Source organism: Alcanivorax sp., assembly GCF_002726155.1.
Classification (GTDB): domain Bacteria; phylum Pseudomonadota; class Gammaproteobacteria; order Pseudomonadales; family Alcanivoracaceae; genus Alcanivorax.
Map to the genome: position 1 here is coordinate 1 of NZ_PBSH01000029.1, position 16,522 is coordinate 16,522.

Here is a 16,522-nt window from a genome sequence, read left to right on the forward strand (position 1 = left end):
GCGTAGCTCGTAGCTCGTAGCTCGTAGCTCGTAGCTCGTAGCTCGTAGCTCGTAGCTCGTAGCTCGTAGCTCGTAGCTCGTAGCTCGTAGCTCATTCAGCGTAAGTGCAAAACCCGTGAGGCCCAAGATTGACCGTGGTGGAACATTCCCACTCAATTCTCTGCATTCCAACTTCCACCGGCCATGTCGTGAGTTGATGCCCATCAAGACGGCCTGCCAGCTCCAACTTCAACATCCCACCATCCAGTAAATACGCCCGCTTTATGCGTTTTCCGGTCACCTGCTCCTGGCCCACCCCCATATCCGTCAGGCTGTCTGGCCAGGTACCACCGGACAGATAGTATTCCGTCATATGCATGCGCAAAGCATTTACCGTGCTGAACGTCTGGGCCAACTCGGAACGGTCTCGGCTGCTGCTGAATAATTCCCAGGTTTTCGGGTCAATCCCCGGCGGCGGCGCATCTTCGGGCTCACGGGGTGATACCGGTGTTTCAGGAATGGCAACACGCCGGGCAAGAGCATCGATATCCCCTTCATAGCGGGCACGCAGGGAGCAGCGACTGCCCGTCCAGCGCTGCCCCTGCAGGGACGGTGTTTCGGTTTGCAGCTGGGTGAGGTAAGCGTCCCGGAGCAACGATTCCGGCCGGTCCTGTTTCTTGTATGCCTGCTGGCGCTGCCGATACTCATCGGTGGCCGCGATCACACTGAGTAAGCTGACGTGAAGCTCTTCGGTCATCAACTGCAAGGCACGACCGCAGACCTGCTGCTCGGTTTCACCCTTCCCGGCCCGTTCCACCTTGGCCAGTGCCAGAGACATGGCCATAACCGGCGCCCCCAGCGCCAGCAACATAGCCACAATAACAATACGCATCCCTTCCCCCTTTGCTCCCCTTACAAACCAGCCCAGCGCGACCTGCGGCAACCCCAAAGCAGCACCAACATGGCGACGCGCTATTTTTTGTTTTTAGCGTCTTGCGTCATGCTTCCGGCATCCAGCGTTACTATTTCTGACTCAACTCTACAACTGACTCAATGAAGACCTTGGCGTGCTCCGGGTCAACTTGTGGTGTAATGCCATGGCCAAGATTGAAAATATGCCCGGGGTGGTCACCAAAATCATTGAGAATACGCTGCACTTCCGCACGGATCGCCTGCGGGGAAGCATACAGCACGGCCGGATCCATATTGCCCTGCAAGGCCACCTTGTCACCCACACGACGGCGCGCCTCACCAATATTGATGGTCCAGTCCAGGCCCAGCGCATCGCATCCGGATTCCGCCATGGATTCCAGCCATAACCCACCGTTCTTGGTGAAAAGAATCACCGGCACCTTGCGGCCTTCATGATCGCGAATCAGGCCATCAACAATCTGCTTCATGTATTTCAGGGAAAACTGCTGGTACGCCTCGGCGGACAGGGCGCCTCCCCAGGTATCAAAAATCTGCACGACCTGGGCGCCATGGCGAATCTGCGCATTCAGGTAGGAGGTGACCGACTGTGCCAACTTGTCGAGCAGGGCATGGGCCACTTCAGGCTGGCTGTACACCATGGCCTTGAGATGACGAAAATCCTTGCTAGAGCCGCCTTCCACCATATAAGTGGCCAACGTCCAGGGACTGCCGGAAAAGCCGATCAGGGGAACACGGCCATTCAGGGCACCACGAATGGTGCTTACCGCTTTCATCACATACCCAAGATCGGATTCCGCATCAGGAATCGGCAGCGCGGCCACGTCGGCTTCCGTGCGCACCACTTTCCTGAATTTCGGGCCTTCCCCGGTTTCGAAGTACAGCCCCAGGCCCATGGCATCGGGGATGGTCAGGATGTCGGAGAACAGAATGGCCGCGTCCAGCGGGTAACGCTCCAGCGGCTGCAACGTGACTTCGCAGGCCAGGTCGGCATTCCTGCACAGATCCATGAATGAACCCGCATGTTCACGGGCTGCCCGGTATTCCGGCAGATAGCGACCCGCCTGGCGCATCATCCAGATGGGCGTGCGGTCCACCGACTCGCGGTTCAAGGCACGGAGGAAGCGATCGTTTTGCAGGGGAGCGAAAGTCATGTGGGTTCCTTTGGAAACGCTTCACGCACCACGCTGCACGCAACGCGCGAAAATCAAAATCTTCAACATCATATAGAAAAAGGGCCTGCAAAAGCAGGCCCTTTTAGCGTGATGCGTGCAAGCATGGCGCTTGCAGCGTCTCACTTAAACATCCAGATAATCAAGAATCCCTTTAGCGGCTTCACGGCCTTCCCAGATGGCGGTCACCACCAGGTCGGAACCACGCACCATATCACCGCCGGCAAAGATCTTCTCATTGCTGGTCTGGAACGGGAAAGCTTGTTCCTCGATCGCCATAACACGGCCGGAATCATCGGTATTGATGCTCTTCGCATCAAACCAGTCCGCCGGGCTGGGGCGGAAACCGAACGCCACAATTACCGCATCCGCCGGGAGAATTTCTTCACTACCGGGAATAGGCTCAGGGCGACGACGACCATTGTTGTCCGCTTCGCCCAGCTTGGTTTCCACTACCTTGACGCCAACAACCTTGCCGTCTTCACCCACCACTTCGATGGGCTGGCGATTGAACAGGAACTGCACGCCTTCTTCTCTGGCGTTGGTCACTTCCTTGCGTGAACCAGGCATGTTTTCTTCATCGCGACGGTAGGCACAGCTGACGCTTTCTGCCTGCTGGCGAATGGACGTGCGGTTACAGTCCATGGCGGTATCACCACCACCCAGCACCACCACACGCTTGCCCTGCATGTTGATGAAATCGGCTTCGTCTTTTTCAAAGCCCAGGTTGCGGTTAGCGTTGGAAATCAGGAAAGGGAGCGCCTCAAACACACCCTCCAGCTCTTCACCCGGGAAGCCGCCTTTCATATAGGTATAAGTGCCCATACCCATGAAGACCGCATCGTATTCGGCAAGTAGCTCATCGATGGTGATGTCTTTGCCGACTTCTACGCCCAGACGGAATTCCACACCCATGCCTTCGAACACTTCACGGCGCTTGGCCATGACCGGTTTTTCCAGCTTGAACTCGGGAATACCGAAGGTGAGCAGGCCGCCGATTTCTTCATAACGGTCGAACACCACCGGTTTCACGCCGCTGCGCACCAGCACGTCGGCACAACCGATACCGGCAGGGCCAGCACCAATCACAGCGACTTTCTTGTCGGTCCACACCACCTTGGACATGTCCGGGCGCCAGCCCATGGCCAACGCCGTATCGGTAATGTACTTCTCGGTGGCACCAATGGTCACCGCACCAAAACCGTCATTCAGGGTACAGGCCCCTTCACACAGACGGTCCTGCGGGCACACACGACCACAGACTTCCGGCAGGGAGTTGGTCTGGTGACTCAGCTCCACCGCTTCCAGCAGGTTGCCTTCGCTGATCAGCTTCAACCAGTTGGGGATGTAGTTATGGACCGGACACTTCCATTCACAGTACGGGTTACCGCAATGCAGGCAACGGTGTGCCTGATGCTCTACTTCCCGGGTTTCAAACGGGTAGTAAATTTCTTCGTACTTGTGTTTGCGGTCCTCAATATCCTTTTTCTTCGGATCGTGCCGGGGCACGTCAAGAAACTGGAAATTATTGCTCAAACGTTCAGCCATGGTATCCCCCGTTATGCCGGATTGGCGCGCGTGCTCTGCAGCAGGTTTTCCAGGCTTGCAGCCTTGGGTTTAACCAGCCAGAACTTGCGGCTCATGGCATCAAAGTTGTCCAGAATGTACTGGCCCCATTCGCTGCCGGTCTCTTCCACGTAATCTGCGATTACGCCGCGCAAGTGACTGCGGTGAGACTCGGTGGCTTCGGAACTGATGCGATGCAATTCGATCAGTTCCGGGTTGATGCGGTCGAAGAAATCATTGTCTTCGTCCAGGACGAAGGCGAAACCGCCGGTCATGCCCGCACCGAAGTTGTGGCCAGTGCGACCCAGCACGGTGATGGAACCACCGGTCATGTATTCACAGCAGTGATCGCCGGCGCCTTCCACGATGGCATGGGCCCCGGAGTTACGCACCCCGAAACGCTCACCCGCGGTACCTGCGGCATAGAGCTTGCCGCCGGTGGCGCCGTAGAGGCAGGTATTACCAATAATGGCCGTTTCCTGACTCTTGAACGGGCTGCCATTGGGCGGGCGAATCACCAGCTTGCCGCCAGCCATGCCTTTACCCACATAGTCGTTGGCATCGCCTTCAATGTACATGTGCAGACCACCGGCATTGAACACACCGAAGCTCTGCCCGGCGGTGCCGGTAAAGCGAACCTTGATCGGCGCTGTTTCCATGCCCAGGTTGCCATGTTTCTTGGCAATCTCGCCAGACACACGGGCACCCACGGAGCGGTCACAGTTGGTGATCTCGTAATGGAAAGAACCACCGGACTGGCTTTCGATAGCGGTCGCCATGTCCTCCACCATCTTCTGGCTCAGCACCGCCTTGTCGAACGGTTCGTTACGGCTCACCTGACAATGGGTCGGCTTGTCTGCCGGCACCAGGTCATTACGCAGAATCGGGGTCAGGTCCAGCTTGCCCTGGCGCGTTGTTTCACCTTCCAGCACTTTCAGCAGGTCAGTGCGGCCGATCAGGTCCGGAATGCTCTTCACGCCGAGCAGCGCCAACAGCTCACGCACTTCCTTCGCCACAAAGGTGAAGTAGTTGATCAGCAGTTCCGGCGCACCAATGAAATGCTCTTTACGCAGATCTTCACGCTGGGTAGCCACGCCGGTGGCGCAGTTGTTCAGGTGACAGATACGCAGGTATTTACAGCCCAGCACGATCATCGGCACGGTACCGAAACCGAAGGACTCGGCACCCAGAATCGCCGCCTTGATCACGTCCAGACCGGTCTTCAGGCCGCCATCTGTCTGCAGGCGAATTTTGTCGCGCAGATCGTTACCGCGCAGCGCCTGATGCGCTTCCGCCAAGCCCAGCTCCCAAGGGGAACCGGCGTAGCGGATGGAGGTCAGCGGGCTGGCTGCAGTGCCACCGTCGTAACCGGAGATGGTGATCAGATCCGCGTAGGCCTTGGCCACACCGGACGCTACCGTACCGACACCGGGTTCGGACACCAGCTTCACAGACACCTGGGCATCCGGGTTGACCTGCTTGAGGTCAAAGATCAGCTGGGACAAATCCTCAATGGAGTAGATGTCATGGTGCGGCGGCGGCGAAATCAGGGTCACACCGGGCACCGAGTGACGCAGGCGCGCGATCAACGCATTCACCTTACCACCGGGCAGCTGGCCACCTTCACCGGGCTTGGCACCCTGAGCCACCTTGATCTGCAGCACTTCGGCGTTGACCAGGTAATGCGGGGTCACACCAAAACGGCCAGAGGCAATCTGCTTGATCTTGGACACACGCTCGGTGCCAAAGCGGGCCGGGTCTTCCCCGCCCTCGCCAGAGTTGGAACGACCACCCAAACGGTTCATTGCCGTAGCAATGGCTTCGTGGGCTTCCGGACTCAAAGCACCCAAAGACATGCCTGCGGAATCAAAGCGCAGCAGAATATTTTCCAGCGGCTCCACCTGATCCACGTCGATGGCGTCCACGTCATCGCGCAAAGCAAACAGGTCACGCAGAGTCGCCACCGGGCGCTTGTTGACCAGCTCGGCGTACTCTTTATACGCGTCGTAGTCACTGTCCTGGGTGGCACGGTGCAAGGCGTAGATCACGTCTGGATTGAAGGCGTGATATTCCTTGCCGTGGATATACTTGAGGATACCGCCCGCATCGATGGGCTTGCGCTGCTTCCAGGCATCCTTGGCCAGGTTCTGCTGGTCTTCCTGGAAATCCTCAAAGCCCGCCCCTTGAATCCGGCTGGGCACGCCACGGAAACACAGCTCTACCACTTCGCTGCTGATACCAATGGCTTCAAACAGCTGGGCACCCCGGTAAGAGGTAATGGTAGAGATCCCCATTTTGGAAAGGATCTTCATCAGGCCCTTGTTGATGCCTTTACGGAAGTTCTTTTGCAGCTCCACCGCATCGCCCAGCAGCTCGCCGGAGCGCACCATATCAGCGATCACATCATAAGCCAGGTACGGGTACACCGCTGTGGCACCGAAACCAAACAGCACAGCGAAGTGATGGGAGTCACGCACCGTGGCGGTTTCCACGATGATGTTGGCGTCGGAGCGCAGACCTTTTTCGGTCAGGTAGTGATGCACCGCGCCGGTGGCCATCAAGGCGTGAATGGTGAGCTTGTCCTGGGCAATACCATGGTCCGTCAGCACCAGAATGACATTGCCATCGCGTACCGCTGTTTCAGCCTGCTGACACAGATCCAGTACCGCCTGCTTGAGGCCGATCTCAGCGTTGTAGTGCAGGCTGAGCTTGGCTGTCTGGTAACCCGGACGCTCGATGTTGATCAGGTTGGTGAACTTGGAGTGCGACAGCACCGGGGTAGACAGAATCGCCCGATCGGCGTGATCGGCGGTCTCTTCGAACACATTGCGCTCGGCACCCACACAGGTTTCCAGGCTCATCACGATCGCTTCGCGCAGCGGATCGATGGGCGGATTGGTCACCTGGGCAAACTGCTGACGGAAGTAATCGAACAGGGAGCGCTCGCGACGGGACAACACCGCCATGGGGGTATCGTCACCCATGGAACCGGTGGCTTCCTGGCCAGACTCGGCCAACGGACGCAGCACCTGATCACGCTCTTCAAAGCTGATCTGGAAAAACTTCTGGTAGCTGAGCAGGTCCTGTGGATCCACCTCGTCGGTACGGCCCACTTCGTGGTCGTAATCCGCTTCGATGCGCAGGGCGTTGCTCTTCAGCCAGTCACGGTAGGGGTGACGGACTTTCAGGCGGTTATCAATATCCTTGGTGTGCAGGACTTCACCGGTTTCGGTGTCAATGGCCAGAATCTGACCCGGCCCCACACGGCCCTTGGCCACCACGTCTTCCGGCTTGTAGCTGTACACACCGATTTCCGAGGCCAGGGTAATAAAACCGTTTTTGGTAACCACCCAGCGAGCCGGGCGCAGACCATTACGGTCCAGCATACAGACGGCGTAACGGCCGTCCGTCATTACCAGGCCAGCCGGGCCATCCCACGGCTCCATGTGCATGGAGTTATATTCGTAGAAGGCTCGCAGGTCCGCATCCATGGTTTCCACGTTCTGCCAGGCAGGCGGAATCATCATGCGCACGGCGCGGAACAGATCCATGCCCCCGGCCAGCAGGATTTCCAGCATGTTATCCATGCTGGAGGAATCGGAGCCGGTACGGTTAACCAGCGGGCTCAGTTCTTCCAGGCCCGGCAACAGCTCATTCTCGAACTTGTTTTCCCGGGCCAGCGCCCAATTCCGGTTACCCTGCACGGTGTTGATTTCACCGTTGTGGGCCAGGTAACGGAACGGCTGAGCCAGCGGCCACTGGGGCAGCGTGTTGGTAGAAAAGCGCTGGTGGAAAACGACAATGGCCGTTTCCATGGCGCTGTCCCCCAGGTCCGGGAAGAACACCGGCAGATCCACCGGCATCATCAAGCCTTTGTAAGACATCACAGAGGCGGACAGGGAACAGATATAGAAGTAGCCGTCGCTTTCGATGGCTTTTTCCGCATGGCGACGGGCAAAGAACAGCCGACGGTTCAGCTCCTGCTCGGAGTTGCCATCTGCCGCCACCATCACCTGCCAGAAGCCCGGCAGGGAGGCCCGCGCCAGATCACCGAGGTAAGACGGGTCGGTGGGCACTTCGCGCCAGCCGAGTACGGCAACACCCTGAGCCTCCAGAGCCGCATTGATAGCGCTCTTCTGCTGCTCGGACTGATCCGCGTCCGGGTGGGTAAATACCATCCCCACGCCGTAGTTATCCGGCAACGTAATGGATTGCTCTTCCGCGACCTTGCGGAAGAAAGAATCGGGTTTCTTAAGCAACAGACCGCAGCCATCACCGGTTTTTCCGTCGGCATTAATGCCGCCCCGGTGTGTCATGCACGTAAGTGCTTCAATAGCAGTTTGCAGAAGCTCGTGGCTGGCCTGGCCCTCCATATGGGCAATCAGACCAAAACCACAGTTGTCCCGGAATTCTCCGGGCTCAGTGAGCCCCCGCACCAGCGTTGAGTTCTGCTGCATGAAAACCTTTCCTCTTGAAATTCAGAGACTTACAGAAGGCAAATGGCGTCAAGAAAATGGTGACGGCAAAAAAGGGATATGCATTCTACACATTGCGCGCTTGGGCGACAAATTGAACAGTCACCCAAGGCGCTTTTTCATGCTCAAAGTTCGCCGCGAACATCGCCCATTTTGCGAGGAAAAGGCCCCGCTGAGCGCAACTTTGCTGGCAACGTCGACTTTGCATCAAGCGCTGCCTGGCGACTGGAATAGTCCCCGGCGAGCACCAGAAACACGGTTTTTCCATTCCGTTTGGCCGGATAATAAGCACCTTTACGGTCCAGCTGGTCCAGCACCGCACGGGCATTAGCCTCTTGGCTAGTGGCGGTAATCTGCAAAAACCAGCGATTATCATCCAGCGCCGCGAGCCAGGCCGCCTGATTATACCCGGAGGTGTCGGTCGTCGGTTTTTCCTGCGCGGATGGCGAAGCAGCCTTGCCCTCCTCGGACTTTGGTTCTGACGGCGCAGAGTCGGCCGGCTTGTCGGGGGGCGGCGCTACCGCAACCTCCTGTTGCGCCTGGGCCGGTGACGACTGCATCACCGGATCGGTCACCGGCGTCAGCTCCACATTGCTGCTCGGCGCAACCTCAACGTTGCTTTCTTCGTCTTCCGGCTCCGCCCCTAGATCCTCGAGACGCGCCACCGGCTCCATGGTCGGCTTCAGCGGTGTCACCCCGGGCTCCTGGGGCCTAGTCTCTTCCGGTTTCGACGGCACCGACTCCGGCACAGGCAAAGCCAACTCGCGGGAGGCCTGCGCCGCATCCTCATCATCACCGCCAGAAAGCACCGACCACAAGAGGATCACCACCAACAACAAGCCCACAACAGCCGCCCCGTGACGCCAGGGCGCGGCGGCACGGGACGCTGACGCCGTATCAGCCGGCGGCACTGGCACTTCGGCATCAGCATGATCATCGTCATCTTCATCACTGGAACGCGCGGAAAAACCCGGCATGTCACTCATTTCGTCATCGCCATCGGCCTCGCCCGCTTCAGCGGCGCTATCCGGGTTGTGCGTGGCAGCCCCCACCGGCACCGCTGCAGCGGAGTCCCGGGTACCCTGCAACAGCCCCAGCAGAGCACCCGGCAACCCCTCACTACGGTGCGCCAGCCGCTCTGACTCATCCTCATCCAGCTCCTCACCGGCAACAAACCAGGCAAAGTCCTGCACGTCATCGGCATTCAGTGTCGGCAGATCCAGCACATCATCCACGGTAAAGTCCACGGACTTGAGCGCTTCAACGGTGCCCGGCAGCCCACCGAACAGGTAGCACAACCGCACCCCCAGCTTCTGCTTGAGGGCCGCCATAGTGGTCAGCGCATCCGCCCGCACGTCTTCACTGTTATCCACCACCACCACCAGGCGACCGTTACTCAAGGTGTCACGGAGCACCTGAGGCAGCTCGGCGCGGTCGATATCAAAATGACGCAACAACGCATCAACCACCACATTGGCATCATGGGGCGCACTGCCATCGATGCGAACCACTTCCATGTCGGCCAGCAGCGCCATCACTGCCTGCCCGAGCAGAGTAGACACACCGCTGCCCGTATCGCCCTCTATAGCCACTACCGACCCCAGCCCGGCATGGGCGGTCATGGCATCCAGGAAATCCCCTCGCGAGGCCCCGCTATAGAAACGTTCGTCATCATGCTCCACAAAAAGCCTCCAGCGTTTTTTGCAATGCCGCTTCATCATAGTCGGCTGTTACCACAGCCTTACCCAGCGCGCGCAACAGCACAAGGCGTAACTGGCCGTTATGAACCTTCTTGTCCATGGCCATAAGATCGACAAATTGTTCAGGCGTCATGCCTTCAGGAACCGCCACCGGCAAGCCCCAGGTCGACAGCAGTGCCACGACATCCGCCTCCAGCGAGCCCTGCACCCAACCCAGCTCGGCCGACATGCGGATCGCCATAAGCATGCCCACCGCCACGGCTTCACCATGCAGCCACTGACTGTAACCGGTGGCCGTCTCGATCGCGTGACCGAAGGTATGCCCCAGATTCAACAGTGCACGATTACCTTGTTCGGTCTCATCGTCTGCCACCACCTGCGCCTTGTTTTCGCAGCTACGGAAGATGGCCTCGGAGATAACCGACTCCTCTCTGGACAACAGCTTGCTGTTGTTGGTTTCCAGCCACTGGTAGAAATCCGGATCACGGATCAGGCCGTATTTGACCACTTCCGCGTAACCGGCAGCCAGCTCCCGCTCGGGCAGCGTGCCCAGCACATCGGTATCAATCAGCACCAGGCGCGGCTGATGAAAGGCGCCAATCATGTTCTTGCCGCGGGGGTGATTTACCGCCGTCTTCCCCCCCACGGACGAGTCCACCTGCGCTAACAGCGTGGTCGGCACCTGAATAAAATCCACACCACGTTGATAACAGGCCGCCGCAAAACCCACCATGTCACCGACCACACCGCCACCCAGCGCGATCAACGTGGTCGTGCGCGAATGACGTTTGGCCATCAAGGCATCAAAAAGCGTTTCCAGAGTTTCCAGGGTTTTGTATTTCTCACCGTCAGGAAGGATCAACGTATCGCACTGGATCGCGGAAAATTGCGCTTCCAACGCCGCCAGATACAACGGGGCGATCGTTTCATTGGTGATAATCATCACCTGATTACCGCGCACCTGCTCGGCCAGAGGAAAAGACGACAGCAAGCCGGCCCCGATATGAATAGGGTAACTCCGCTCGGCCAGGGCTACCTGAAGTGTGCGCATTACAGCTCCCACAAAATAATTCAGCAAAACAGGCCGACAACAGCCCGACAATTGCCTGCATTATCCTTGTGGGTGAGAGTCCAAACAAGCGAGCACGTCATCGGCGACCTTTTTCAGGTTACCGGATGCCGTCGAGACGACATGGTGAGCCACCTGCCGGTAGAGCGGATCACGCTCAGCGAACAGGGTCTCCAGCCGCGCCCTGGGGTCTGCCGTTTGCAGCAGCGGGCGGCCTTTGTCATTGCGGGTGCGCGCCAACTGAATGTCTACCGGCGTCCACAGATAGACCACACAGCCACGCTCATGGAGAAAGGTGCGATTTTCCGGGGTCACCACAACCCCACCCCCGGTCGCCAGCACGATGCCGGACTCCCGGGTCAATTCGTCAATGACATCCTGCTCTCTCCGCCGGAACCCCACCTCACCTTCCATATCGAAGATCCAGGGAATGTCCGCCCCGGTCTTCTCCTCAATCACACGATCAGAGTCGAAAAACGGGCGATCCAGCAGCTGAGCAAGATGCCGGCCCAAGGTGCTTTTACCTGCACCCATGGGCCCGACAAGAATCAAAGGAACAATAGAATTAGTCTTGATCACCGATTAGCCAAAGCATCCTTCATCAACCGTGGCGTAATAAAGATCAGCAGTTCCTGCTTGTTATCACGATTCACGGTCTTTCTGAACAGGTTACCAATCCACGGCAAGTCACCCAGGAAAGGCGTCTTGGTCACGGAATTGATCTTCTCCTGCTGAAAGATACCACCAAGCACCACCGTCTCGCCATCATTGACCAGCACGGAGGTTTCTACCCGGTTAGTATTGATCGCCGCGGAACCGTCTGAACTGAAGGAATCATTGTTCACTTTCAGCGTCATGATGATATTGCCATCTGGCGTGATATGCGGGGTCACCTCAAGACGCAGTTCCGCTTCCACAAAATCGATGGACGTAGCGCCCGAGGACGTGGCTACCTCAAAAGGCACCTGCTGACCGGATGCAATCACCGCAGGCTGCTGATCTGCAGTCAGCACCTTCGGAGTAGCCACCAACTCACCATGACCTTCCGCTTCCAGAGCGGAAAGCTCAAGCTCGATCAGGCCAGAGGCGAGAGAGGTAAAGCCGACAGCAAACCGGGATGCATTGGCAGAATCGACCCCCAGATCGACAATCAAATCGTCATCGTTTTCGATATCTTCAAATAAATAATCATCAGGGCCGAAATCCACATCATCGGGATCAATAGCCGGGCTGGCCGCAAAGGCTGTTCCGTCAATATTAGTCTGGTGCAAATTACGCAGAGACTGCAAACGGCCCGACACACCATAGGTACGACCATCCTGAAGCATGCTCTCGGTGTCAAAACCCAAGCCACCCCAACGCACACCGAATTCATCCGTTACGTCATTGGTTGCCACCACAACACGGGCCTCGATAAGTACCTGCTGAACAGGAACATCCAGCTGATCAATCAGCTCACGAATCTCCTCCAGCTTTGCCTGGGTATCCTGCACAATCAGCGTATTGGTACGCTGATCGACAACAACAGAACCACGACTGGAAACCAGCGCCTCACCTTTACCCCCAGCGTTGGCAATCAACCCTTTCAGCTCCGAGGCGTTGGCATAATTGATATTGATATATTGGGTACGCAAGGGCGCTAACGCTTCAATTTTCTTCTGGCTTTCCAGCTCCAACTGCTCACGGGCCGCAATCTCATCTGCGGGCGCGACGAGCAAGACGTTACCCACCTGACGCTTATCCAGCCCCTTGGTTTTCAGAATCAATTCCAGCGCCTGATCCCAAGGCACATTCTGCAAACGCAGAGTGATGCGACCATCAACCGTATCAGAGGCCACCAAGTTCAAGCCGGTAAAGTCGGCGATCAGCTGAAGTACCGAACGCACTTCAATATCCTGGAAATTCAGGGACAACTTTTCGCCAGTGTATTCAAACGCGTCTTTTTTCTTTCGTGCCGCTTCCGCCTTGCTCACCGGCTTAACATTAATACTGAACTCGTTATCCGCCTGGTATGCCAGATACTCCCACACCCCGGTCGGCTCAATAACCACCATGGTGCTACCCTCGGCTGACTGGGTCTCCACCATCTTGACCGGCGTCGCAAAATCGGTCACATCCAGTTTCCGCACCAGCTCATTGGGCACACCAGCCCCGACAAACCGGGCCACAATCTTGCCGCCCTCTTCTTTCACATCGACCGGAATTGAGGGCTCAGACAGCTTGATAATCACACGACCTTCGCCGCTATCACCACGCCGAAAATCCACACCGGTTACAGCCGCTTCGCCACTGTAATCGTCACCTTGGGTGGCCTGATTCTGCTTATCCACCTGATCATTACCCAGGAGAACGACCAGATCATCCCCTTCGGCACGAGTAGAATACCCGGTCAGCGATTCCAGATTAAAAATTAGTCGTGTTCGGTCTTTTGCTTCAACGATAGTCACGCTGCGGGCATTACCCGAACCGAGATTTTGCCGCTTGCCTGCGATATCCGTATCGGCGCCAACAAGATCCAGAGCAATTCGGGCAGGCTGCTCAATACTGTACCCCTTTACTTCCGGCACCCCCCCTTCAAACTTCAAGCGCACTTCCATGCCATCACCGGACAGGGAGTTCGCTTCGATCGACTTCAGCGTATCTGCGCCCGCAACCATAGAGAGAACCGACAGTACCCCTACAGAAAACAGCCCCGCCAGACGCCGGGAAGCGCTCTTTTTTATTGTCAATTTTGCACATTTCATAACTGGGTCCCCAGCGACTATTATTCGGAAATCGAGACGTTACTGGCGCGTTCCACCCAGCCATCTCGACCATCCGGTACGATTTCAATCAAACTTACCTTGGCTTCGTTAACCTGCTTGACCAAGCCAAAATTCTTCCCCATATGACTACCCGGCTTGACCCGAGTAACAGCCCCCGAAGGGTCAGCAACAAGCGCCTGGAGCGGCTCGCCAGGCTTACTAATGGTCCCAACCATTTTCAGCGTATCCAGCGAGAATCGCTCCAGGTATTCTTTCGGGCGCCCCATATCCGGCTCTACCTTTCGGCCATCTGGCACGACCAGCAGCTCCTGATCTTGCGGCGGACTGAATGGAGAGCGAAGCTTGTGGGCCGCATATGAATAAGAAGCAATAGGCTTGAATTCTGGTGGCGGCTCAATCCGCCCCCGAGGCCTTGCCTTGATTTCCTGGAGTCGCGCATCCAGTTCTGACAAATTTGCACTGGAACCGCACCCGGCAAGACCGAACAAGGCGACGCAAGCAACAGAAAGAAAGACTAATTTTTTCATTATCCCACGCCCCCTTATTTATTCTTGCCAGAAGAATTCGCGCCGCCCGCAGCGCCATCTTTACTGGAATAGCGGTAGGTCTTGGCCGTAATGTCCATTCTCAGCAGCCCCAGAGCAGCCAACTCTTTATTACTATCCGATGGCCGCGTCACAGTAAAATCATGCAGCGTCACAATACGCGGCAGCGACGCCACACCGGACACAAACGAACCGAAACCATGGTAATCACCGATCACCTGAATATTGATTGGGAGTTCTGCGTAAAACTCCTTTTCAATTTCATTTCTCAGCTCAATGTTTTCAAATTCCAACCCACTACCCAACCCCGTATGGGTGATATCCTCAAGCAAGCCGGGCACCTCGGTATCTTTGGGCAGCTGCTTGAGCAGGGCCCCAAAGGTCTGCTCCATTTCCGCCAACTGCTTACGAAACTGATCAAGGTTGTGGGCTTCAAACGCTTTCTTTTCATACCCTTGCAGCAAGGTCGCTTCTTCTCTTCTTTGCTGCTCAAGCGTCTGATTGGCATCACTGATCGACAGGAAATAACCAAGAACGACAACAATAACCAGTACAAGAATGGCCGCCCCAATCTTTATTGGCGTAGGCCACCCCCCCACATTCTCAAAATCCAGGCTGTTGAGTTCATCCATCAACTCGCCCAGATCCAAATTTTTCAGCTCAGAGGCTTTCATTGTTTTTCTCCCTCTTTATTGCTGTTCAGAGAGGCCTGCTTGACGGTTAATGTGAAGCTGTTGGCCTGAGAGCCATCTTCAAGCGCCGTCACATTTTGCAGATTCGCACTCTGGAACCAGGATGAGTCACCCAGGTTGCGCATCAGACGGGAAATCCGATTGTTACTTTCGGCCACGCCATCAATGGTATAGAGGTCTCCAACCCGCTTGATTTCGTTGTAGAAAACACCATCTGGCAGCGTCTTCACCAATTCATCAAACACATACACAATGGTCGGCCGGTTGCCCTGCAGGTTCTGAATAACCTCCATTCGCGCCACCAACTCATCACGGCGAGATTTCAGGTCCTTAATCTCTTTGATTTTTTCATCCAGCTCCGCCGAACGAGTCTGGATATGGCTATTGCGGGCGCGCTGATCAGTAATTTGCTGATCCACATACCCTTTCCACATCCAGAAAATGCCCCCCCCCACAATCGCCGCGAGAACCAACATCATGACGAATTCCTGTTGGCGCTGTTTGCGGCGTTCTTCGCGCCAGGGCAACAGGTTAATTGTTGTTGTCATTGGTCAAAGCTCCTCAATGCCAGGCCGCAGGCAATCATCAATGCCGGGGCATCATTGGCAATGGCAGAGGCACTTACCTTGTTTGCCAGCGCCATGTCACTGAACGGATTGGCCACAGAACAGCCCGCCCCCACTTTTTCCTGAATCAAATCGCCCAGATCGGCGATCGAGGCAGAGCCCCCTGCCAGCAGGATGTAATCCACTTCATTGAACTGGGTGGAGCCATAGAAAAACTGCAGGGAGCGGTTCACCTGCTGGACAATGGCGTCCTTGAAAGGCTGAAGCACTTCGCTTTCGTAATCATCTGGCAGCTCGCCGGTTTTCTTGGCAAGGCCGGCTTCTTCCATGGAGATACCGTAGCGACGCTGGATTTCTTCGGTAAGCTGCTTGCCGCCGAAGAGCTGTTCGCGGGTATAGACACTGCGCCCCTGATGGAACACGTTCAGCGTGGTCATGGTGGCGCCGATATCAAAAACCGCCACGGTTTCCAGCTCATCCGAGTTCGGCAAACCGGCCTGGATCAACTGGAAAGCCCGCTCCATGGCGTACGCTTCCACATCCACGGCTTTCGGTTGCAGGCCACCAATTTCCAGTGCATCGGTGCGCATCTCCACGTTTTCGGTACGCGAAGCCGCAACCAGCACTTCCACCCGCTCATCGTTATTTTCCACCGGCCCCACGACCTGAAAGTCCATGCGGACTTCGTCCATAGGGTAAGGAATATACTGATCGGCCTCGGACTTGAGCTGCATTTCCAATGCATCCTCGTCCAGATCCGCATCCATTTCGATAAGCTTGGTAATTACCGCGGAACCGGACACCGCCACCGCCGCGGTTTTCACCCCGGGGCGCGCACGGCTGACCAGGCGGGCAATGGCATCGCCCACACCTTCCACGTCGCTGATGTTTTTCTCGACAACCGCATTGGCCGGCAGGGGCTCAACCCCATAGCTCTCGACCTTGTAGCGGCCCCCTGATTTGGACAGTTCCAGCAGCTTGACCGCCGTGGAGCTGATGTCGATCCCCAGTAGTGTCTGGGCCTTTTTTCTGAGGAAAGGCAGCACTGTCGTCGTCCCGTCTG

The 16,522-nt window shown here is 56.8% G+C and carries 12 protein-coding genes; all 12 read right to left on the reverse strand.

Annotation, left to right across the window (positions count from 1 at the left end; genetic code table 11):
• Positions 1–91: 91 nt before the first annotated feature.
• The 12 genes from CL546_RS08095 to CL546_RS08150 all read right to left on the reverse strand — a co-directional run bounded on the left by CL546_RS08095 (position 92) and on the right by CL546_RS08150 (position 16,505).
• Positions 92–871, reverse strand: coding sequence for a pilin (locus CL546_RS08095; RefSeq protein ID WP_290494051.1), 780 nt, complete (start codon positions 869–871; stop codon positions 92–94).
• A gap of 130 nt (positions 872–1,001) precedes the next feature.
• Positions 1,002–2,063 (reverse strand): uroporphyrinogen decarboxylase, encoded by a 1,062-nt coding sequence (gene hemE, locus CL546_RS08100; RefSeq protein ID WP_290494052.1) that lies wholly within the window; start codon positions 2,061–2,063, stop codon positions 1,002–1,004.
• 144 nt (positions 2,064–2,207) lie between these two features.
• The gene (locus tag CL546_RS08105) at positions 2,208–3,629 is read right to left on the reverse strand and encodes an FAD-dependent oxidoreductase (RefSeq protein ID WP_290494053.1); all 1,422 of its coding nucleotides are present in this window, start codon (positions 3,627–3,629) and stop codon (positions 2,208–2,210) included.
• An 11-nt stretch (positions 3,630–3,640) separates the two neighbouring features.
• Positions 3,641–8,104, reverse strand: a complete 4,464-nt coding sequence (gene gltB, locus CL546_RS08110; protein WP_290494054.1) for a glutamate synthase large subunit — start codon at positions 8,102–8,104, stop codon at positions 3,641–3,643.
• Positions 8,105–8,247: 143 nt separating this feature from the next.
• Positions 8,248–9,804, reverse strand: coding sequence for an SPOR domain-containing protein (locus CL546_RS08115; RefSeq protein ID WP_290494055.1), 1,557 nt, complete (start codon positions 9,802–9,804; stop codon positions 8,248–8,250).
• The gene (aroB, locus tag CL546_RS08120; protein WP_290494056.1) at positions 9,794–10,873 is read right to left on the reverse strand and encodes a 3-dehydroquinate synthase; all 1,080 of its coding nucleotides are present in this window, start codon (positions 10,871–10,873) and stop codon (positions 9,794–9,796) included. The genes CL546_RS08115 and aroB overlap by 11 nt, the downstream gene beginning before the upstream one ends.
• A 60-nt stretch (positions 10,874–10,933) precedes the next feature.
• A complete protein-coding gene (gene aroK, locus CL546_RS08125) occupies positions 10,934–11,470 on the reverse strand; it encodes a shikimate kinase AroK (protein ID WP_365820104.1) in 537 nt (178 codons plus the stop codon).
• Complete coding sequence (gene pilQ, locus CL546_RS08130; RefSeq protein ID WP_366603902.1) at positions 11,467–13,548, reverse strand: type IV pilus secretin PilQ family protein; 2,082 nt, start codon at positions 13,546–13,548, stop codon at positions 11,467–11,469. The genes aroK and pilQ overlap by 4 nt, the downstream gene beginning before the upstream one ends.
• 107 nt (positions 13,549–13,655) lie before the next feature.
• The gene (locus CL546_RS08135) at positions 13,656–14,183 is read right to left on the reverse strand and encodes a pilus assembly protein PilP (RefSeq protein ID WP_290494058.1); all 528 of its coding nucleotides are present in this window, start codon (positions 14,181–14,183) and stop codon (positions 13,656–13,658) included.
• A 14-nt stretch (positions 14,184–14,197) separates the two neighbouring features.
• A complete protein-coding gene (locus CL546_RS08140; protein ID WP_290494059.1) occupies positions 14,198–14,875 on the reverse strand; it encodes a type IV pilus inner membrane component PilO in 678 nt (225 codons plus the stop codon).
• Complete coding sequence (locus tag CL546_RS08145; protein ID WP_007148595.1) at positions 14,872–15,441, reverse strand: PilN domain-containing protein; 570 nt, start codon at positions 15,439–15,441, stop codon at positions 14,872–14,874. Before CL546_RS08145 ends, CL546_RS08140 begins: the two co-directional genes overlap by 4 nt.
• The gene (locus CL546_RS08150) at positions 15,438–16,505 is read right to left on the reverse strand and encodes a pilus assembly protein PilM (protein WP_007148723.1); all 1,068 of its coding nucleotides are present in this window, start codon (positions 16,503–16,505) and stop codon (positions 15,438–15,440) included. Before CL546_RS08150 ends, CL546_RS08145 begins: the two co-directional genes overlap by 4 nt.
• Positions 16,506–16,522: the final 17 nt, after the last annotated feature.

Excerpts from the sequence above, each read along its gene's own strand:
- CL546_RS08095 (WP_290494051.1), bottom strand. The coding sequence starts at position 871 with ATGCGTATTGTTATTGTGGCTATGTTGCTGGCGCTGGGGGCGCCGGTT.
- hemE (WP_290494052.1), bottom strand. The coding sequence starts at position 2,063 with ATGACTTTCGCTCCCCTGCAAAACGATCGCTTCCTCCGTGCCTTGAAC.
- CL546_RS08105 (WP_290494053.1), bottom strand. The coding sequence starts at position 3,629 with ATGGCTGAACGTTTGAGCAATAATTTCCAGTTTCTTGACGTGCCCCGG.
- gltB (WP_290494054.1), bottom strand. The coding sequence starts at position 8,104 with ATGCAGCAGAACTCAACGCTGGTGCGGGGGCTCACTGAGCCCGGAGAA.
- aroB (WP_290494056.1), bottom strand. The coding sequence starts at position 10,873 with ATGCGCACACTTCAGGTAGCCCTGGCCGAGCGGAGTTACCCTATTCAT.
- pilQ (WP_366603902.1), bottom strand. The coding sequence starts at position 13,548 with ATGGTTGCGGGCGCAGATACGCTGAAGTCGATCGAAGCGAACTCCCTG.
- CL546_RS08135 (WP_290494058.1), bottom strand. The coding sequence starts at position 14,183 with ATGAAAAAATTAGTCTTTCTTTCTGTTGCTTGCGTCGCCTTGTTCGGT.
- CL546_RS08140 (WP_290494059.1), bottom strand. The coding sequence starts at position 14,875 with ATGAAAGCCTCTGAGCTGAAAAATTTGGATCTGGGCGAGTTGATGGAT.
- CL546_RS08145 (WP_007148595.1), bottom strand. The coding sequence starts at position 15,441 with ATGACAACAACAATTAACCTGTTGCCCTGGCGCGAAGAACGCCGCAAA.